Here is a 17,678-nt window from a genome sequence, read left to right on the forward strand (position 1 = left end):
CCTTGAAGGTGGTCAGGAAAAGCGCGCCCGGAGCTCCGCTTCGAGGGTTTCGAGCGTGCGGCCCTTGGTCTCGGGGACGTGCCGCTTCACGAAGGTGAGGGACAGCACGCCCGCCACCACGAACAGGAAGAAGGTGTTGGAGATCCCGATCCCGGAGACCAGGGACGGGAAGACCAGCCCGATGACGAAGTTGGTCAGCCACAGCACCACCGCCGCCGCGCCCATGCCGAAGCCGCGCATCCGCATCGGGAAGATCTCCGACAGCATCAGCCAGGTCACCGGAGAGATCGCGCCTTGCTGGAAGGCGAGGAAGGTGACCGTCATCGCGAGCACCGCGAACGCCCGCGGGTCACCGGAGGGCAGCACCAGCGAGAAGACACCGATGAGCAACAGGGCGGCGGTCGTCCCGGCCTGACCCGTCATCAGCATCGGGCGGCGCGGGACCCGGCCCAGGAGCCAGATGCCGACGAAGGTGGCCAGTACCGAGATCACACCGTTGGCGATGTTCGCCGTGAGCGCGCTGTCGGCGGCGAAACCGGCGTCGGTGAGGATCTGCGTGCCGTAGTACATGATCGTGTTGACGCCGGTGATCTGCTGCACGATCGCGATGCCGAACCCGACGAACATCAGCTTGCGCACCCAGGGCGTGCTCCTGATGTCCTGCCAGCCGCCGAGCTTCGCCTGCTCGTCCTTCACGGCGAGCGCGGAGACCTCCTTCAGCTCGGCCTCGGCCCGGGCGCGCGAGCGCACCTGCCTGAGGACGTCGAGGGCCTCGCCGAAACGGCTCTGCGAGGCCAGCCAGCGCGGGCTCTCGGGCATCACCAGCATGCCGAACCACAGCACCACGGCCGGCAGTGTCGCGATGACCAGCATCCACCGCCACACACCGCCGGACTCGCCGCCGACCCGCGCGATGATCGCGTTGGACGTGAAGGCCAGCAGCTGACCGCTGACGATCATCAGCTCGTTGCGGGTGACGAGCGCACCGCGCCGCTCGGCGGGTGACACCTCCGCGAGGTACACCGGCACGGTCACCGAGGCGCCGCCTACCGCGAGACCCAGCACGAACCGCGCCACGATCATCACGGCGGTCGTCGGGGCGAGCGTGCAGCCCAGAGCGCCGACGAAGAACAGCACGGCCAGCAGCAGGATGGCGCGCCGCCTGCCGCGCGCGTCCGACAGCCGGCCGCCGGTCACCGCGCCCAGCGCGGCACCGAGCAGCAGCGAGCTGGTGACCATGCCCTCGGTCACCGGGGTCAGGCCGAGGTCCTCGGTCATGTAGGGCAGGGCACCGTTGATGACGCCCGTGTCGTAACCGAAGAGCAGACCGCCGAAGGTGGCGATGACCGTGATGATCCGCAGCCGCCGGGAGACCCCCGGCGGCGTCCCGTCCGTGGCGCCGGTGGCGGAGGCGGGGGTTGGGGCCGGTGTCGCGTCGTCCCTGACGTCCATGGCCGCTCCTTACCTGTCGAAGTTCGGGCGCCGGGTACCCGACAGACCGCAGCCGGCCAGGTGCTCACGGGTGCTGACCGCGATGGGCAGCGGCACCTCGGGAGCGCACGGGTACAGGTCCTGCTCGACGATCACGAACAACTCCGCTTCCAGCCGGGCGAGTTCGTGGAGCACGTCGGCCGGCTTCGGTATCCCGGCGGGCGGTGACACGCACACCCCGCGCTGCACGGCCTCACCGAAGGACAGGTCCTCGGCTGCGACCTGGGCGAGGATCTCCGGGTCCATCTGCTTGATGTGGACGTAGCCGACCCGGTCACCGAACCGGCGGATCAGATCGAGGTTGTCCCCGCCGCCGTACGCCACGTGCCCGGTGTCCAGGCACAGGTTGGTGTAGCGGCTGTCGGACTCGTTCAGCAGTCGTTCGATCTCCGCCTGCGTCTGGATGTGACTGTCGGCGTGCGGATGGACCACCAGCCGTACGTCGTACTCCTCCCGCAGCAGCCGGCCCAGCCAGTCGGCGGCCCGGCCGAACCCGGCCCACTGCTCGGGCGTCAGCTCGGGCGGCTCGGTGAACGCGCCCGTCTTCTCGTCCCGGTACATCGGCGGGATGAAGACCAGGTGGTGCGCCCCCGCGGCGGCGGTCAGCGCAGCGACCCGCCGGACGTGGGCGAGCATCTCGTCCCATGCCCCGGGCCGGTGCAGCGCGCCGAAGGCGGTACCGCCGGAGACCTTGAGCCCCCGGGCGTCCAACTCGGCCTTGAGACGCTGCGGGTCGGTGGGCAGGTAGCCGTACGGACCGAGCTCCAGCCACTCGTAGCCGGCCCGGGCCAGTTCGTCGAGGAAGCGGGTGTACGGCACCTGCTGTTCGTCCTCGGGGAACCAGACGCCCCAGGAGTCGGGGGCGGACCCTAGGCACAGGTTGCCGGCGGTGGTACGGAGAGGGGGAGGCGCCGTTGCCATAAAGGTGTCCTTCACGCTGCGGTTTCCGCTGCCTGTCGCGCTCTACTAGCGCGCTCTAGTTCGAGTACGATGACCCCTGTGCAAATGTCATGTCAATAGCTGGTCGCCGGGAGATCGCGGGATCTCGCATGAGGTTGCGTGCGGGGCACCCCGTAAGGTGTGCGGCGTCGGAGGGTGGGTTCACAGGTGGATGCATCGGGCAGGCAGCGGCCCACGATGGCGGACGTCGCCGAGAAGGCGGGCGTCTCGCGCGCGCTGGTCTCGATCGTCTTCCGCAACCAGGCCGGAGCCGGCCAGGAGACCCGGGAGCGGGTGCTGCGCGTGGCCGACGAGATCGGCTACCGGCCCGACAGCGCGGCCCGGCTGCTGGCCCGTGGCCGCAGCCGCACGCTCGGCGTCATGTTCACCGTGCAGCAGACCTTCCACACCGACCTCATCACGGGCATCTACCCCGAGGCCGAACGCCTCGGCTACGACGTGCTGCTCTCCGGGGCGACCCACGGCCGCAGCGAGGCCAAGGCGGTCGAGGCGCTGCTCAGTCACCGCTGCGAGGCGGTGATCCTGCTCGGCCCGGACGCCGAGCCCGCCTTCCTGGACGAACTCGGGCAGCGCACGGTCGCCGTCTCGGTCAGCCGCCGGGTGCCCCGGGCCCGGGTCGACTTCGTGCACTCGGCCGAGGGCAAGGGCGTCCGGCAGGCCATGGACCACCTGGTGGAGCTGGGGCACCGCCGGATCGTGCACATCGACGGCGGGCGCGGCCCCGGATCGGCGGAGCGCCGGCGTGCCTACCGGGCCGCGATGCGCCGCCACGGTCTGGAGGCCGAGGCGCGGGTGATCCCCGGTCACCACACCGAGGAGTCCGGCATCGAGACCGGCCGTCTGCTCCTGGCCGAGCGGGACGGCGGACGGCCGTTGCCGACGGCGGTCCTCGCCGGCAACGACCGCTGCGCGATGGGTCTGCTGATGGCGCTGACCCGGGCGGGCGTGGATGTCCCGCGCGATCTGTCCGTCGTCGGCTACGACGACAGCCACCTCTCCCACCTGATGCCGATCGGCCTGACGACCGTCCGCCAGGACGCCCTCCTGATGGCCGAGCACGCCGTCCGTTTCGCCGTGGAGCGGCTGGAGGAGCGGGAACGGGAGCCGCGGGAGGCGGTGCTGGACCCCAAGCTGGTGGTGCGGGGGACGAGCGGGCCGGCCCCGGAGGACCCGGGTCCGGCCTGACGCGGGTGACCCCGCCGCCCGGTTGCGTCAGCGCGTGCCCTTCTTCGCGAACTCGGCGACGCTGTCGACGTTGTCCTTCGTGACGAACGCCGGTCCGGTGAGGACGGGAGCGGTGCCGCCGCCGCTGACGTTGCCGTTGGTCTTGTACAGCCACAGCGCGTCCACCGCCAGGTAGCCCTGGAGGTAGGGCTGCTGGTCGACGGCGAACTCGATGCTGCCGCCCTGAATGGCCCCGACGAGGTCCTTGTTGAGGTCGAACGTGGCGACCTTCGCCTCGCTGCCCGCGTCCTTCACCGACCGCACGGCGGTGAGGGCGATCGGGGCGCCGAGCGTGACGACCTGGTCGATGGAGGAGTCCTTCTGGAGTTTGGCGGTCAGCGTCGACTTCACCGACGGCATGTCCGTGCCGTTGACGTACAGGTTCTCCGTCGTGCCCTTGAAGCCCTTCTTCAGTCCGGCGCAGCGGGCCTCCAGCGCGACCTGGCCCTGCTCCTGGATGACGCAGACGGCGTGCTTGGCGCCCGCCTGGTTGAGGCGCTCGCCGAACGCCTGCCCCGCGATGTTCTCGTCCTGGCCGAAGTACTCGATCATGCCGAGTTCCTTCCAGTCGTCCAGGCCGGAGTTGAAGCCGACGACGGGGATGCCGGCCGCCTTGGCCTTCGCCACCACGCCCTTCATCGCGTCGGGCTTGGCGGCGGTGAGGGCGATGCCGTCGACCTTCTGGTCGATGGCGTTCTGCACGAGGTTGGCCTGGTTCCCGGCGACCGGGTCACTGGAGTAGACGAGCTTGATGTTGTCCTTCGCCGCTGCGGCCTGGGCGCCCTTGCGGATCAGGTCCCAGAACGTGTCGCCCGGCGCTGCGTGGGTGACCAGGGCGACGGTCATCCGCGGGGTGGTGGCCTTGCCTGCGGCGGCGTCGGTGTTGCCTGCCTCGGACTTCTTCCCGCCGGAGCCGCTGGAGCAGCCCGCGGCGAGCAGGGCGCCGACGACGGCGGCGGTGGTCAGGGTGGCGGCTCTGTGGTGTCTGCGCATGTCGGGTGCACCTCACTGTGCTGGGACGAGGGGGCCGCGCCCGTTGGGAGGCGGGCGGTGGGTGGGCGCCCGGGGCGGCGGCGGTCATGGGTGATGCGGTGGTCCTGGGTGCGGACCCCTGCGTTCTCGGTGACTGGAGCGCGCCACTAGCGCGCTCTAGTGGCAGGTACTATGCGGGCGCCGCGGGGGGATGTCAACAGCTTTGTCAGGACGTACCAACAAAAGGAGGCCGCCCGTACGCACCGGTGCCGGACGGTGCGTACGGGCGGCCTCGGGCGGACGGTCGGCGGACCGTCCTGCCCGGCTGCTCAGGTTGCCGTGCTGATGTTGACCATCCACGGGACGCCGAAGCGGTCCGTGCACATGCCGAACACGTCGCCCCACATCTGCTGCTCCAGCGGCACCGACACCGAGCCGCCCTCGGACAGCTTCTCCCAGTAGCCGCGCAGCTCGGCCTCGTCGTCGCCGCTGAGGCTCACGGAGTAGGAGCCGCCCTGCTCGGACTCCATGCCCGGCGGGTTGTCGGCGCCCATCAGGGTGAAGCCGCCGGCGGTCTCCAGCATGCCGTGCATGATCTTGTCGGCGTTCGGGGCGTCCGGCTGCCCGAACTCTCCGTAGCTGTTGAGGGCGAGGGTGCCGCCGAAGACCTCCTTGTAGAACTCCATCGCCTGCCGGGCGTCGCCGTTGAAGTTGAGGTACGGGTTGAGGCGCGAAGCCATGAAAACCTCCCAGAAGGGGGCAAAACTCGTATTCGCGCAGCGTATCGCCAGGCACCGGCGACGGCTCGTCGAATGGCCCCGCCCGGTGCGGGACGAGGGTCCGTCACCGTCGGGGCCGTCACCAACCGCGCTGTTAACGTGGCCTCTTGAGCAGAGGGGGAGACAGCGGCCCATGTCATCGACATTCCGCATCGGCGGGGATCTGGACGTACGCCGGCTCGGCTTCGGAGCCATGCATCTGCCCACCGAGCCCGGCCCCGGCCGGGAGAACGCCCTCGCGGTGGCCCGGCGCGCCGTGGAGCTGGGCGTGACACTGATCGACACGGCGCACCTGTACGGCGGCGGAGCCAATGAGGAGCTCCTCGCCGAGGCCCTGCACCCCTACCCGGAGGGCCTGCTGATCACCACCAAGGTCGGTGTCGCGCGCACCGGCCCCGGCGGCGACTGGAAGCTCGACGGACGGCCGGAGATCCTGCGCGACCAGGTCCGGCAGGCCCTGCGCCGGCTGCGGACCGAGCGGATCGAACTGCTCCAGCTGCACCGCATCGACCCCGACACGCCGCTCGCCGACCAGCTCGGCACGCTGCGCGAGCTCCATACCGAGGGCCTGGTCGGGCGGATCGGGCTGTCGGAGGTCACTGTCGAGGAGCTGGAGCGGGCCAGGGAGATCGTCGACGTCGTGAGCGTGCAGAACCGCTACAACCTGCTCGACCGGGAGCACGAACCGGTGCTCGCCGCCTGCGCGGCGGCCGGAATCGCCTTCCTGCCGTGGCGGCCCGTGGCCTGGGGGAAGACGGGGGCCGAGGGCGAGATCGCCGCCGTGGCGGCCGAGCTCGGGGCCACACCCACGCAGGTCTCGCTCGCCTGGCTCCTCGGCCGTGCACCGGTCGTCCTGCCCATCCCGGGCACGGCCCGGATCGGGCACCTGGAGGAGAACCTCGCAGCGGCCGGCCTGGAGCTGACGTCAGCCCAGCGGACCCGCCTCGACCGGCTCGCCGGGGCCGCACGGGCCGCGACAGGCTGAAGGGGCAGTGTCCGGCCGGTCACTGGCTCCGCAAGGGCATGAGTGGTGCCCCTCGACGGCGCTTCCCTCTGAAGAGGTCACTCAAAAGGGGGGCGCCCCCTAGCACGCTTCCCCGAATCTCGGTACGAGTGTGGGCACCAGCGGTGGCCGAGAGCCGTCTGTGAGCTGCATGCGATCGAACAGGTCCGGAGCCGATTCGTGCCGTCGTTGCGGACAGCTCCTAGTTGTTCCAGTCGTACGGGCCGCCGCCCTGCCACTCGATCAGCTCGGTGTCGTCGACGGCCGTGTCCGTGGTGGGCAGGCCCTCGCGGTGCAGCAGGTCCAGTACGTCGAAGAGGCTGTAGGCGACGCCCATGCGCTCGCCGTGGATGGTCACCAGCCGTCCGCCGTCCGTCGCGGGCGGCTGCACGACCACAGGGGGTTGACCGTCCATAGCCCCACCATGCTCCCGAAATGGCCGGTTCGCAGCTCGGTGGCGTCCAGAAGCGGTACGGCCCGTTCTCCCCATTGCCGGTGCCGGGCGCGCTGTGCCCCGGTGACAAGGCGCGATCCGGAAGCTGAGTTCTCATCAGCACTCCCTGAGAGCGGTCGCACCCGCACCCTAGCGTCCGTGGCATGGACATGAACCGTACGCACAGAGGGAAGTGGCGCGGTGCCGTTCTGGCGGTGCTGCTGAGCGCCGGAACGCTCACGGCCGCCGCCCCGGGCGCCCACGCCGACGGGGCGCGCACCGAGACGCCGGTGAAGTCGACGTCTCCGGTGACCGCGGTGACGGAGTCGATGGTGCGGGTGAAGGTTCCGCTGCCGGAGTCGGCGGGGCCTCGCCCGGCCGCCTGTGACTGGCTGTCGTACCTGCGCTACCGTTCCGCCGCCGGGCCGGCCGCGTCGGCCGACGCCGACCGGATCCTCATCGCCCAGCCCGGGATCCTGGAAGGCGCCGGGGCGTTCGACAGCGTCGCCCGCAACACCGTCGAGCGCGCCGCCGAGCAAGGGCGGCACATCGAGTTCTGGGCGCTGGACCGGCGCTCCAACTGCCTGGAGGACCGCACCGGCATCGCCTCCGGCGACCAGCACACCGCGGTCGACTACTACTACCGCGGCAAGCAGGTCGGCGGCCGGACCTTCGCCGGCTTCGCCGGCAACGCGCAGCTGGGCTGGATGGCGAAGCTCGGGATCGAGCAGACCGTACGCGACCAGTACGACCTGCTGACCGCCGAGTTGCCCTCCCCGGCGCAGCGCAAGCAGAAGGTGCTGTGCGGCGGGCACTCGCTGGGCGGTGTGATCACCGGGTACTTCGCCACGGCCGACTTCGACGGCAACCGCGCCACCACGGCCGACGCCGGATACAACCAGTGCGCCGGCTACTTCGCCCTCGACACGACCGTCTCCACCTCCCTGGCCGACCTCAGCGGCAGCATCCCCGGCGACACCAACCTGCCCGACATCGGCCTCGGTCACGGCGTCGTGCAGGCCGGGCTGGACAGCGGGGTGCTGCCGCGCACCCTGTCCGCTCCGGTGCTGCTCAACCCCGAGACCATGACCCTGCTCGGCATCGCCGGGCTCGGTGCCCTCGACGACCTGGAGGGCGAGGCCGACCTGCCCCGCTATCTGCCCCCGGGGCTCAACATCGAGGCCACCAACCGCTTCCTGTTCGCCAAGGACACCGCCGCCTTCCTCAGCGGCAAGCCGGCGGTGAAGGACTTCCGGCTCACCAACGGGGCCGTGCTCGGGGCGCTGCTGGACGACAACTCCGTGCCGCTGGCGTTCCTGCAGACCAGCGTGGGCTTCTTCGACGGCGGACCGGTCGCCGACAAGAGCTTCCCCGTCGCCAACGGCGGTGACCAGCAGGCCGGACCGTACGGCACCGCCTACAAGGCCATCCCGGACCGGCCGCAGGGCCCGCTCTACACCTGGCGCACCTACGACCGCGTCGGCGACCCGGACGACCCCGGCCACCGCTCGGCCGACGGCACCCCGTTCACCGGTGCCGACGAAGAGGTCACCGATATACGGCAGTTGGCCCGCAGTCTGGCCGAACAGCCGCTGGACTTCACCGAGCAGTACTTCCCTACCAAACTGGTCACGGACATCCAGCTGGCCACGTCTCCGCAGGTGAAGAAGCTCGTCGTGCACCCCGAGGGGCTCAAGGCCAACCCCGTGCTCACCGTGCTCGCCGGGGAGGGCCTGCTGGCCGGCCGGGTCCCGGCCGAGCTGCACCCCGTGGTCGCCGACGGCTACCAGCACCTCGACGTCCTGACCGCCGCGCCGGTGCAGAACAACGGCCGGCCGGAGCCCGTCTCCACCAGCCTCGCCGACTTCGCGAGGTCACCGAGCCGTCCCTAGCCCGTACACACACCCGGGGCCCGGGAGGATCTCCTCCCGGGCCCCTTCGTGTGACGCGGGCTCAGAGCCTGCCGGCGGCGAACGTGGCCGCCTCCTCGGCGTCGTCCCGGTAGCTCAGGTGCGCCCCGACGTCACCGCCGCCGTTCTCGCAGACGGGGTCGCCCTGCGCGCAGAGGTCGAGCGTGCGGCTCTGGTACGTGCCGGAGACGCTCTTGCCGAGCGCCCGGATCGGGTTGCCGAACAGCAGCACGGCGGCGACCTTCGGCTCCAGCGCCGCCGGCACCGTGGCCACGATGGGACTGCCGACCACCGCACCGGCACTGCTGATGCCGATCGAATTGTCGACGACGTTCGCGCCCTGCGAATAGCCGACGAGAACGAACTTCTGCCCGGGACAGGCGGCGGCCTGGCTCTTCACATGGTTCACCAGATCCAGATTTCCCTGTGCCGCGGACGTGGGGGAGAGGTCGGCGGGGTAGTTCACCTTGTAGCTGGAAATGCTTTTGCCCACCGCCTTCTTCTGCAGCGCCGAATACACCGGGTCGCCGACGATGAAGCCGAGCGTGCCCGGCTCGAAGGTGCCGCGGGCCGCGACGACCTCGACGTCCGAGCAGGCCGCGGCCATGGCCGGGGGAGCCGCGAGGGTGGTGAGTCCGGCCCCGCCGGCCAGCGAGAGCGCCGCGAGACACATACGGATACGCATGGGGGATCCTCCGCGTGGGAGGCGCGTGAAGCGCCTGCGAAAAAGGACGCCCCGAACGTATGGGCTTTTCCTCGCCTGCTGTTATGGACGGGATTATGGAAACCCCGCCGGTTTTTGTCGCCGATTGAGTACGCCGCCCGGGCCCGGGAATCAGTCCTGCCGCGCGAGCAGTGCTTCCGCCCGCAGCGCGAGAATGAGGTCGAGGCGGGTCTCCGGGTCGTGCAGGGCGTCACCGAAGTGCTTCTCCAGCTGGCGCAGGCGGTAGCGGACCGTCTGCGGGTGGATGTGCAGCCGTACGGCGACGTCCGGCACGTTGCTGCCGCTGAGCAGCCAGGCCAGCAGGGTCTCGGCGAGCCGGTCGCGCTGCCCCGCCGAGACCGCGTCGAGGGGCGCCAGGACCCGCGCCTGGAGGCGCTCCAGCAGCGACTCGTCGCCGTGCAGCAGCAGCGTTGACAGATGCTCGGTGCAGCGCACCACGCCCTGGCGGGGGAGCACCCCACGGCCCATCAGCCCGAGCGCCCGGGTGGCCAGACGCAGCGACTGCGCGGCCTCGGTGACCGCCACCGCGGGCCCGATCGCGGCGGGCCGGCCGCGCAGCGCGAGCGTGAAGGCCCGGCCGCCGATGCCGCCCGAACCCTCCGGGTCGGGCACCAGCATGCGCGGCGGCCGGGATCCCATGTCCACCAGCGCGCCCGCCGCCGCCAGCGGCCGGTCCTCCTCCCGCCGATCCGGCGCCGCCGCGAGCGCCACGACGGCGACCGTCCGCGGCACCGGCCAGCGCGCGCTGTGCGCCAGGTCCTGCACGGCCTCCGGCGCCACCGGACCGTCCTCCAGCAGCAGGTCGAGCAGCCGCTTGCGGCGCCGCTCCAGCTCGTCGGAGCTGCGCAACTGGGCCTCGGCGTACCCGGAGGCGGCTGCCTGGGCGACCTCGTGCACGGTCCGGAACGCCAGCTCTCCCAGCGCGGCCACGACCGCGGAGTCCAGCCCGAGTTCCTCCGCCGTCCGGCCCATCTGCCGCCAGGCGCACAGGCCGCCGACCCGCAGCGCGGACTGCAGTGCGTCCAGGCTGCGGCCCTCCAGGGCCTCGCCCCGCCCCAGTTCGTAGTACGTCGCCGCGATCGCACCCGCGTCGTCGCGCGGGTCGGCGATGTGGTCGACGAACAGGGTCAGCGCCTGCACCACCCCGGACCGCAGGTTCTGGCGGTAGGCCCCGTCGGCGGGCCGCGCGTACTCGGGGACCTGGCGGCGGACCTCCTCCTCCACCTCGTCGGCGACGGCCGCCAGATTCGTCCGCAGCAGCTCCGCCAGCTCGGGCGGGACCCGGGGTGGCACGGTGGGGTGGTCCGGTGCGCCGTGCGGGGTGGGCACAGCCATCACGGACACTCCTTTCGACCGGAAGCGGCTCACCCGCGGGCTGGTGCCTGTGGGACGAGTGGGAAGTCCCGTGTTGGACGGACGACCCCTCCGCTCCGTTCCGTGCCCCGACGGCACCCCCGTCACTCGGGCACGCCCAGCGCACGGGCGAGGATCGGCCACGACGCCGTGAACTCCGGCTTCCAGTGCGCCCAGTCGTGCCCGCCGCCCCCGTAGAAGTGTGTGGTGGCCGGGATCCCCATGAGGGCCAGCGTGCGGGCGAAGCCCTGGGCCGAGGGCCACAGGGCGCTTTCCAGTATCCCGGGCAGCGGATCGCCGCCGCCCCCCACTCCGCTGCCCTGCGACACGTACAGGGCGGTGCCGCGCAACCCGGTGGCGCGGGCGCGCGGGTTGAAGTCCCGCCAGGTCAGGAGGTTGAACACCGGATTGCCCCACAGGGACGCGGTCGGCAGGTTCTCGCGGGCCACGATCGCGTCCATGATGGCGGGAACGCCGGGGGCCGTGGTGTCGAGGACGCCGCTGTAGGAGGCCGCCGCGGTGAACGCCCCGGGGTGGCGGGCCGCGTGCGCCATCGCCCCGTAGCCGCCGGTGGAGACGCCGGCGACCGCCCGGACGCCGGAGGCCCGGTAGTCCCGGGCGAGCAGTGCCGGCACCTCCTTCATCTGGAACGTCTCGTAGTCGGGGCCGCCGCGCCAGACGCTCGGGATGCCGGTGGGGCCCGCGTCCGGCATCGCCACGATCAGATCGCGGCCGGCGGTGAACGCCTCGATGTCCGTCTCGCGGGTCCAGGACGTGTAGTCGTCGTGGGCGCCGTGCAGCAGGTACAGCACGGGGTACGTCTTGTCGGGGCGCGTCGCGAAGTCCGACGGCAGGATCAGCCGGACCGGCGCGGTGCGGCCGAGCGCGGCGGACGGCACGGACACGTCCCAGGTGCGGGGTCCGAGACGGGTGGCCGCCCGGGCAGGCGCCGTAGCAGCGGCCCCGAACAGGGCGGCGAGACCGGCGGCGGCCGTGGCTCTGGCGACGGTACGCCGGGACACTCCGGCGGCGGGCTTCTGCGGCAGGTCGGACATGACGGCTCCTCGGGTTCCATGTCAGGGGGACGGCTCGGCGAGCGTCCGGCTCAGGTGGGTGGCGATCTCGTCGACGTGCGGCGGATCGAGCAGCGACAGATGGTGACCGGGCACCGGCACCACCTCCAGGCGCGGGCACACCTCGTCCCAGCCCAGCGCCGGGTCGTCCCGCTCGTACGCCGGGTCGCGCACGGTGTGCGGCGCGGGTTCGGTGGCCCGGTAGAGAAGGACCGGCCCGTCGTAGCCGCCGGGCCGGTGCGACTCGCCGATGCCCATGTCCAGGTAGGAGGCGCGCTGGTGCTCCAGGGCCGCGGGCGGCACGTCGGCTGCCTCGCGCAGGGCCCGCAGCACGGTGTCGATCCGGGCCGCGTCGTCGTCCATGGCCACGAGTTCGTCGTACGGCAGGTCCAGACGCACGCCGTGGGCGTCGGCGACGTGCTCGGCGAAGCCCTCGAAGTGCGCCCGGATCCGGTCCGCGCGCGTCAGTCCCGGGCGGGGCAGGGGCCGTACGGAGTCGATGAGCACGACCAGCCGCACCTCCCGCCCGGCGGCGGTCAGTTGCCGTGCGGTCTCCTGGGCGACGAAGCCGCCGAAGGACCAACCGCCCAGCAGGCAGGGGCCGTCGGGGTGGACGGCGTGGATCGCCTCGGCGTAGCGCCGCGCCTTCTCGGGCACGGTCCGGGCCTCCTCGATCCGCTCCAGCCCGTAGACCGGCTGGTCGTCGCCGAGGCGTTCGGTGAGCGTCCGGTACACGCCGACCGGGCCGCCGGCGGCGTGCACGAGGAACAGCGGGGGCCGCGAGCCGCCGGCGCGCAGAGGCCGCACGGGGGTGTCGTCGCGGGGGAGGGCACGCTCGACGCGGGTGGCGGCGTCCTCGACGGTGACGGCGGCGAACAGCTCGCGCAGGGGCAGTTCGACGCCGAACTCACGCTCCACCGCCGTGCGGACGCGGACGGCCATCAGCGAGTCCAGCCCGAGGTCGGCCCACGCGGTGTCCGGGGTGATACGGGCGGGGGAGTGGCCGGTGACGGACGCGATGTGGTGGGTCAGTCGGGCCAGTACCGAGGAGGGTTCCGGCGCCGTGGCGGGAGGTACCTCCGGTAGTGGCCCGGTGCGAGCCGCCCGGCCGTCCGTCCACCAGTGCCGTACGTGCCGCCACCGGGGCGGCGGCAGGTCGATGACCCGCCCCGGCGGCACGGGCAGCCGTTGTCCGGCCGCGTACAGGGCGCCCAGCTGCCCGGCGAACGCCTCCGACCCGTCGGCGTCCCGGCGCAGCGTGGCCAGGGCGAGGGCGCCGGGCACGGTGTCGGCGACGGCCCCGGTCAGCACCGGGTGGGGGGAGATCTCCACGAAGGCCGTGCGGCCGTCGGCCGCCGCCGACGCGAGCGCCCGGTCCAGCCGCACGGGCCGCCGCAGATTGGCCGCCCAGTGCGCGGCGTCGAACAGGCAGTCCCCGCGCGGGTCGTCGAGGACCGTGGAGTGGACCGGAACCAGGGGGCGGCGTGCCCGGATCCCGGACAGCGCGTCCACCAGTTCCGGCAACAGCCCGTCCACCTGCGGCGAGTGCCCGGCGCCGACCACCCGCATGGCCCGCGCCGCCCGGCCCTGTCCCTCCAGCCGCCGCACGAGACCGGCCACCGCCGCCTCCTCACCGGTGACGACCTTCTGCCGGGGAGAGGAGTGCACGGCGACATGCACCTCCGGGAAGTCCCGTGCCAGCGCGTCGAGTTCGGTGTCGTCCAGGTCCACCACGGCCATCGCCCCGCCGCGCAGGCCGCTCAGCAGCCGGGCGCGTACGGCGATGACACGCGCCCCGTCCGCCACGTCCAGCGCGCCCGCGCACACGGCCGCCGCCACCTCGCCCATGGAGTGGCCGATCACGGCGGCGGGCTCGACACCGTAGGAGCGCCACAGCTCGGCGAGCGCCAGCTGAAGGCCGAACAGGACCGGTTGGGCGACCTCGAGGCGGTCGAGGCCGTCGCCCGAGGACAGGTGGTCGTACAGGGACAGGCCGCACTCCGGGGCGAGCTGCGGGTCGAGCTTCTCGACGGCGGCGGCGAACGCGGGCTCCTCGGCCAGCAGCCGGCGCCCCATGCCGGGCCATTGGCTGCCGTAGCCGGAGAACACCCACACCGGGCCGCGCCCCACCCGGTCGCGCTGCCCCGTCGTCACCCTTGCGTCCGGTCGCCCGGCCGCCAACTCCTCCAGCGCGTCGGCCAGTTCGGCCCGGTCGCGGGCGACCACCGCGGCGCGCACGGGGCCCCGGCCCGTGCGCCCGGCCAGGGTCCGGGCCACGTCGGCGGGGTGCGCGGGACGGTCGCGCAGCCGGTCGGCCAGCCTGCCCGCCGTGTCCCGGAGGCGCTCGGTGTCGAGGTCGGAGAGCAGGTGCACACGGGCGGCCGGTTCCTCGGCCGGCCGCACCGGGACCAGGCCGGGCGGTCCCTCCTCCAGCACCACATGGGCGTTGGTGCCGCCGAAGCCGAACCCGGAGACGCCCGCGACCGCCGTGCCGCCGTAGCGGGGCCAGGGCTCCGGCTCGGTCACCACCCGCAGCCGGGGATCGGTGAGAGAACTGCCCCGCTCGCAGTGCAGGGACGGCGGGACGGTGTCGTGGTGCAGGGCCAGCACGGTCTTCACCAGCCCCGCGATGCCCGCCGCCGACTCCAGATGACCGAGGTTGCCCTTGGCGGACCCCAGCAGCAGCGGCTGGTCCGGGTCCCGGCCCGCGCCCAGCACCGCGCCGAGGGCGCCCGCCTCGATCGGATCGCCCAGCGGCGTGCCGGTGCCGTGCGCCTCCACGTAGTCGACGTGGTCCGCGGCGAGCCCGGCCTGCGCGTACACCCTCTCCAACAGTGCCTGCTGGGCGGCCGGGTTGGGGGCCATGAGGCCGTTCGAGCGGCCGTCGGAGTTGACCGCGGTGGCGCGGACGACGGCCAGCACCCGGTCGCCGTCCCGCTCGGCGTCGGACAGCCGCTTCAGGATCACGGCCGCGCAGCCCTCGCCGCGGCCGATGCCGTCGGCCGCCGCCGAGAACGGCTTGCACCTGCCGTCCGGTGCGAGGGCGCCCGCCCGCCGGAACGCGACCGTGACGGCCGGCGACAGCAGCAGGTTGACCCCGGCCGCGATCGCCGTGTCGCTCTCGCCCGTGCGCAGGCTGACGCAGGCGTGGTGCACGGCGACCAGCGAGGAGGAGCAGGCCGTGTCGACGGCCAGGCTCGGCCCCCGCGTGTCCAGGACGTAGGCGAGCCGTCCGGCGGCGACGCTGAGCGCGCCCCCCGCCGGCGCCCAGGGGTCGACGGCGGCCGGGTCGGCACCCGTCAACTGCCCGTACTCCGGTGCGGAGATGCCGACGAACACGCCGGTGGCCGTGCCCGCCAGAGACCCGGCCGGCACGGCGGCATGGTCGAGAGCCTCGTGGACGACCTCCAGCAGGATCCGCTGCTGAGGGTCCATCACCGCGGCCTCGCGCGGTGTGATGCGGAAGAAGTCCGCGTCGAACCCGGCGATGTCGTCCAGATAGCCGCCGTACGGATGGGCGTCGGCGGGCGGGAACGCGGTGAAGTCGCGCCACCGGTCCTCCGGGACGCGCCGGATCGCGTCGACGCCCTCGCCGAGCAGCCGCCAGTAGTCGTCCGGGCCGTGCACGCCGCCGGGCAGGCGGCAGCCCACCCCGACGACCGCGACCGGCTCGGCCGTCGCGCCCGGCACCGCGGGACGCGGCACCGGACTCACGTCGGCTCCCGGGGCAGGTGTCTCGCACAGCCGCGCCACCAGAGCCTCCCCGGTGGGTGTCTCCCACAGCAGCGTCGTCGGCAGCTCCCGGCCCGTGGCACGGGACAGCTCACCGGCCAGGGCGACGGCGTCCCGCGAGGCCATGCCGAGGTCCGCGAGCGGCCGGTCCAACGGGACGTCGTCCGGGGACGTACCGGTCCAGGCGGCCACCCGCTCGGCGATCAGCCGGCGCAGCGCCGCCTCGTCGACAGACCTCATCCCGCGGCACCCGCCCGGGCCTGCCCGCCGTAGACACCCTCCAGATACCGGGCGCGGGTCAGCGCCCGCGACACCTTGCCGCTGGAGGTGCGCGGCACGGTGCCCGGCGGCACCACGACGACGTCGGCCAGCCGCAGCCCGTGCCGGGCGGAGACGGCACCGCGTACGGCACGCACCAGGGCCGGTACGTCCAGCTCGGCGAGGTGCGCGGTCCGCGCGTGCTCCGCCACGACGACCGCACACTCGCCACCGGCACCGCCCGGCACGGCGAAGGCGGCGAGCCGGTCCCGGCGCACCGCCGCGTGCGCCTCCTGGGCCGAAGCCTCGACGTCCTGCGGATAGTGGTTGCGCCCGTCGACGATGATCAGGTCCTTGAGCCGTCCCGTGACGACCAGTTGCCCCTCCAGCACCGTCCCCAGATCACCCGTGCGCAGCCAGCGGCCCGGACCGGCCGCGGCGTCCGCGAACTCCGCGCCGAAGACCTCCTCCGAGTCCCGGTTCCAGTAGCCGCGGCCCACGTTGGGCCCCTGCACCCAGATCTCCCCGACCTCACCCTCCGACAGCAGGGCCCGCGACACCGGGTCGGCGACCCGGACCCGCTGACCCGCCGGAGTGCCGCAGCCCGCCAGCAGCACCGCCCGGGGATCGTCGGGCCGGGCGGGCAGGGCCTTGCCGGCCGTCAGGGCGTCGCGGTCGAGCGCGAACCGGCTGAGCGGCTCACCCGGCCGGGCCGCGCACACGAACACCGTGGCCTCGGCCAGCCCGTACGAGGGGCAGTGCGTCCCGGGAGCCAGGCCCTGGTCCGCGAACGCCGCGTGGAACCGGTCGGCCGTGCCCGGGCGGACCGGCTCACTGCCGTTGATCAGCGCGGTCACCTTGTCGAGCCGCAGACCCTCCTTCTGATCGGCGGTGACGGTCGCGACGCAGTAGTCATAGGCGAAGTTGGGGGCGGCGCTCACGGCGTCCGGATGCGCGGCGAGCAGCCGCAGCCAGCGCACCGGTTCGTGCAGGAACGCCGCCGGGTCCATCAGCACCGACAGCGCCCCGCGCGCCACCGGGGCCGCGACGCTGAGCACCAGTCCCATGTCGTGGTAGAGCGGCAGCCAGCCCACACTCGTCATCGGGCGGGCGTCGAGGCCGTAGGCGGACAGTGCCTGGCGGGCGTTGGCGACGACATTGCCGTGGCTGATCTCCACACCGGCCGGGGCGCGGGTCGAACCGGACGTGTACTGGAGGTAGGCGGTCGCCCCGGCGTCCGGGGCGACCGGTTCCCGGCCCCGGCCCGCGTCGTCGGGCACCTCGTCCGCGACGACGATCCGCGGCCCGCCTGCCCCCAGGAAGTCCCGCACCTCGTCCCGCGTCCGGCTCGTGGTCACCACCACCGACGGGCGCGCGTCGGCCAGGACGCCCGCGAGCCGGTCGGCGTGCCCGGGCAGGCCCGGCGTGTACAGGGGCACGGCGACCAGCCCGGCGGACAGGGCCGCGAGGAAGGCGGTCACGTACTCCGTGCCCTGCGGGCACAGCAGCGCGACCCGGTCCCCGGGGGCCGTCTCGTCCGCGAGGCGCGCCGCGAGCGCCCGCACCCGCACGTCCAGACGGCGCCAGGTCAGGGTGCGGTGGACGCCGCGCGAGTGCTGTGCCGGGTGCTCGACGAAGGTGAACGCCCGGCGGTCGGGGGTGGTCTCGGCCCAGTGCCGTACGTATTCCGGCAGTGTGGGGCACGCGGGCGCGAGCGGGGGGCGGCGGCTGTCCATCAGGCGGGGCTCCTCACGGCGCGGATCGGC

13 protein-coding genes are annotated in these 17,678 nt (G+C 73.1%); 3 read left to right on the forward strand and 10 right to left on the reverse strand.

Going from position 1 to position 17,678, the window contains the following annotated elements; genetic code table 11:
* Window positions 1–12 precede the first annotated feature (12 nt).
* Window positions 13–1,452 carry a sugar porter family MFS transporter gene (locus RFN52_RS37860; protein WP_184853431.1) on the reverse strand — a complete coding sequence of 480 codons (1,440 nt, stop codon included), beginning with the start codon at window positions 1,450–1,452 and terminating at the stop codon, window positions 13–15.
* 9 nt (window positions 1,453–1,461) lie between these two features.
* On the reverse strand, window positions 1,462–2,412 hold the full coding sequence (locus RFN52_RS37865) for a TIM barrel protein (protein ID WP_184853432.1): 951 nt from the start codon (window positions 2,410–2,412) through the stop codon (window positions 1,462–1,464).
* 216 nt (window positions 2,413–2,628) lie between these two features.
* Here RFN52_RS37865 and RFN52_RS37870 point away from each other — a divergent pair, with 216 nt between their 5' ends.
* The gene (locus tag RFN52_RS37870; RefSeq protein WP_184853433.1) at window positions 2,629–3,636 is read left to right on the forward strand and encodes a LacI family DNA-binding transcriptional regulator; all 1,008 of its coding nucleotides are present in this window, start codon (window positions 2,629–2,631) and stop codon (window positions 3,634–3,636) included.
* A gap of 27 nt (window positions 3,637–3,663) precedes the next feature.
* On the opposite strand, the gene RFN52_RS37875 is transcribed toward RFN52_RS37870, so the two are convergent.
* Together RFN52_RS37875 and RFN52_RS37880 are read right to left on the reverse strand one after the other, a co-directional pair.
* Window positions 3,664–4,668, reverse strand: coding sequence for a sugar ABC transporter substrate-binding protein (locus RFN52_RS37875; protein WP_184853434.1), 1,005 nt, complete (start codon window positions 4,666–4,668; stop codon window positions 3,664–3,666).
* Between the two features lie 308 nt (window positions 4,669–4,976).
* Window positions 4,977–5,387: a VOC family protein gene (locus RFN52_RS37880; protein WP_184853435.1), complete on the reverse strand. Its 411-nt coding sequence runs from the start codon at window positions 5,385–5,387 to the stop codon at window positions 4,977–4,979.
* 172 nt (window positions 5,388–5,559) lie between these two features.
* Between RFN52_RS37880 and RFN52_RS37885 the strand changes: the two genes are divergently transcribed.
* Window positions 5,560–6,411: an aldo/keto reductase gene (locus tag RFN52_RS37885; protein ID WP_184853436.1), complete on the forward strand. Its 852-nt coding sequence runs from the start codon at window positions 5,560–5,562 to the stop codon at window positions 6,409–6,411.
* A gap of 220 nt (window positions 6,412–6,631) precedes the next feature.
* Here the strand turns inward: RFN52_RS37885 and RFN52_RS37890 are convergent, their stop codons facing one another.
* Entirely contained in the window at window positions 6,632–6,844 is a 213-nt protein-coding gene (locus tag RFN52_RS37890) for a hypothetical protein (protein ID WP_033312487.1), read from the reverse strand.
* 182 nt (window positions 6,845–7,026) lie between these two features.
* Here RFN52_RS37890 and RFN52_RS37895 point away from each other — a divergent pair, with 182 nt between their 5' ends.
* Window positions 7,027–8,754, forward strand: a complete 1,728-nt coding sequence (locus RFN52_RS37895; protein WP_184853437.1) for a hypothetical protein — start codon at window positions 7,027–7,029, stop codon at window positions 8,752–8,754.
* A gap of 61 nt (window positions 8,755–8,815) precedes the next feature.
* On the opposite strand, the gene RFN52_RS37900 is transcribed toward RFN52_RS37895, so the two are convergent.
* From RFN52_RS37900 to RFN52_RS37920, 5 genes are all read right to left on the reverse strand, one after another.
* Window positions 8,816–9,457 (reverse strand): cutinase family protein, encoded by a 642-nt coding sequence (locus RFN52_RS37900; protein ID WP_184853438.1) that lies wholly within the window; start codon window positions 9,455–9,457, stop codon window positions 8,816–8,818.
* A gap of 150 nt (window positions 9,458–9,607) precedes the next feature.
* On the reverse strand, window positions 9,608–10,831 hold the full coding sequence (locus RFN52_RS37905) for a PucR family transcriptional regulator (protein ID WP_184853439.1): 1,224 nt from the start codon (window positions 10,829–10,831) through the stop codon (window positions 9,608–9,610).
* Between the two features lie 122 nt (window positions 10,832–10,953).
* On the reverse strand, window positions 10,954–11,904 hold the full coding sequence (locus tag RFN52_RS37910) for an alpha/beta hydrolase (RefSeq protein ID WP_184853440.1): 951 nt from the start codon (window positions 11,902–11,904) through the stop codon (window positions 10,954–10,956).
* Window positions 11,905–11,925: 21 nt separating this feature from the next.
* On the reverse strand, window positions 11,926–15,894 hold the full coding sequence (locus RFN52_RS37915; protein ID WP_184853441.1) for a type I polyketide synthase: 3,969 nt from the start codon (window positions 15,892–15,894) through the stop codon (window positions 11,926–11,928).
* On the reverse strand, window positions 15,891–17,648 hold the full coding sequence (locus RFN52_RS37920) for a fatty acyl-AMP ligase (RefSeq protein ID WP_184853442.1): 1,758 nt from the start codon (window positions 17,646–17,648) through the stop codon (window positions 15,891–15,893). Before RFN52_RS37920 ends, RFN52_RS37915 begins: the two co-directional genes overlap by 4 nt.
* Window positions 17,649–17,678: the final 30 nt, after the last annotated feature.

Source organism: Streptomyces collinus, from assembly GCF_031348265.1.
Classification (GTDB): Bacteria; Actinomycetota; Actinomycetes; order Streptomycetales; family Streptomycetaceae; genus Streptomyces; species Streptomyces collinus.

Excerpts from the sequence above, each read along its gene's own strand:
- RFN52_RS37860 (WP_184853431.1), bottom strand. The coding sequence starts at position 1,452 with ATGGACGTCAGGGACGACGCGACACCGGCCCCAACCCCCGCCTCCGCC.
- RFN52_RS37900 (WP_184853438.1), bottom strand. The coding sequence starts at position 9,457 with ATGCGTATCCGTATGTGTCTCGCGGCGCTCTCGCTGGCCGGCGGGGCC.
- RFN52_RS37915 (WP_184853441.1), bottom strand. The coding sequence starts at position 15,894 with ATGAGGTCTGTCGACGAGGCGGCGCTGCGCCGGCTGATCGCCGAGCGG.
- RFN52_RS37875 (WP_184853434.1), bottom strand. The coding sequence starts at position 4,668 with ATGCGCAGACACCACAGAGCCGCCACCCTGACCACCGCCGCCGTCGTC.
- RFN52_RS37905 (WP_184853439.1), bottom strand. The coding sequence starts at position 10,831 with ATGGCTGTGCCCACCCCGCACGGCGCACCGGACCACCCCACCGTGCCA.
- RFN52_RS37865 (WP_184853432.1), bottom strand. The coding sequence starts at position 2,412 with ATGGCAACGGCGCCTCCCCCTCTCCGTACCACCGCCGGCAACCTGTGC.
- RFN52_RS37885 (WP_184853436.1), top strand. The coding sequence starts at position 5,560 with ATGTCATCGACATTCCGCATCGGCGGGGATCTGGACGTACGCCGGCTC.
- RFN52_RS37870 (WP_184853433.1), top strand. The coding sequence starts at position 2,629 with ATGGCGGACGTCGCCGAGAAGGCGGGCGTCTCGCGCGCGCTGGTCTCG.
- RFN52_RS37910 (WP_184853440.1), bottom strand. The coding sequence starts at position 11,904 with ATGTCCGACCTGCCGCAGAAGCCCGCCGCCGGAGTGTCCCGGCGTACC.
- RFN52_RS37880 (WP_184853435.1), bottom strand. The coding sequence starts at position 5,387 with ATGGCTTCGCGCCTCAACCCGTACCTCAACTTCAACGGCGACGCCCGG.
- RFN52_RS37920 (WP_184853442.1), bottom strand. The coding sequence starts at position 17,648 with ATGGACAGCCGCCGCCCCCCGCTCGCGCCCGCGTGCCCCACACTGCCG.
- RFN52_RS37895 (WP_184853437.1), top strand. The coding sequence starts at position 7,027 with ATGGACATGAACCGTACGCACAGAGGGAAGTGGCGCGGTGCCGTTCTG.
- RFN52_RS37890 (WP_033312487.1), bottom strand. The coding sequence starts at position 6,844 with ATGGACGGTCAACCCCCTGTGGTCGTGCAGCCGCCCGCGACGGACGGC.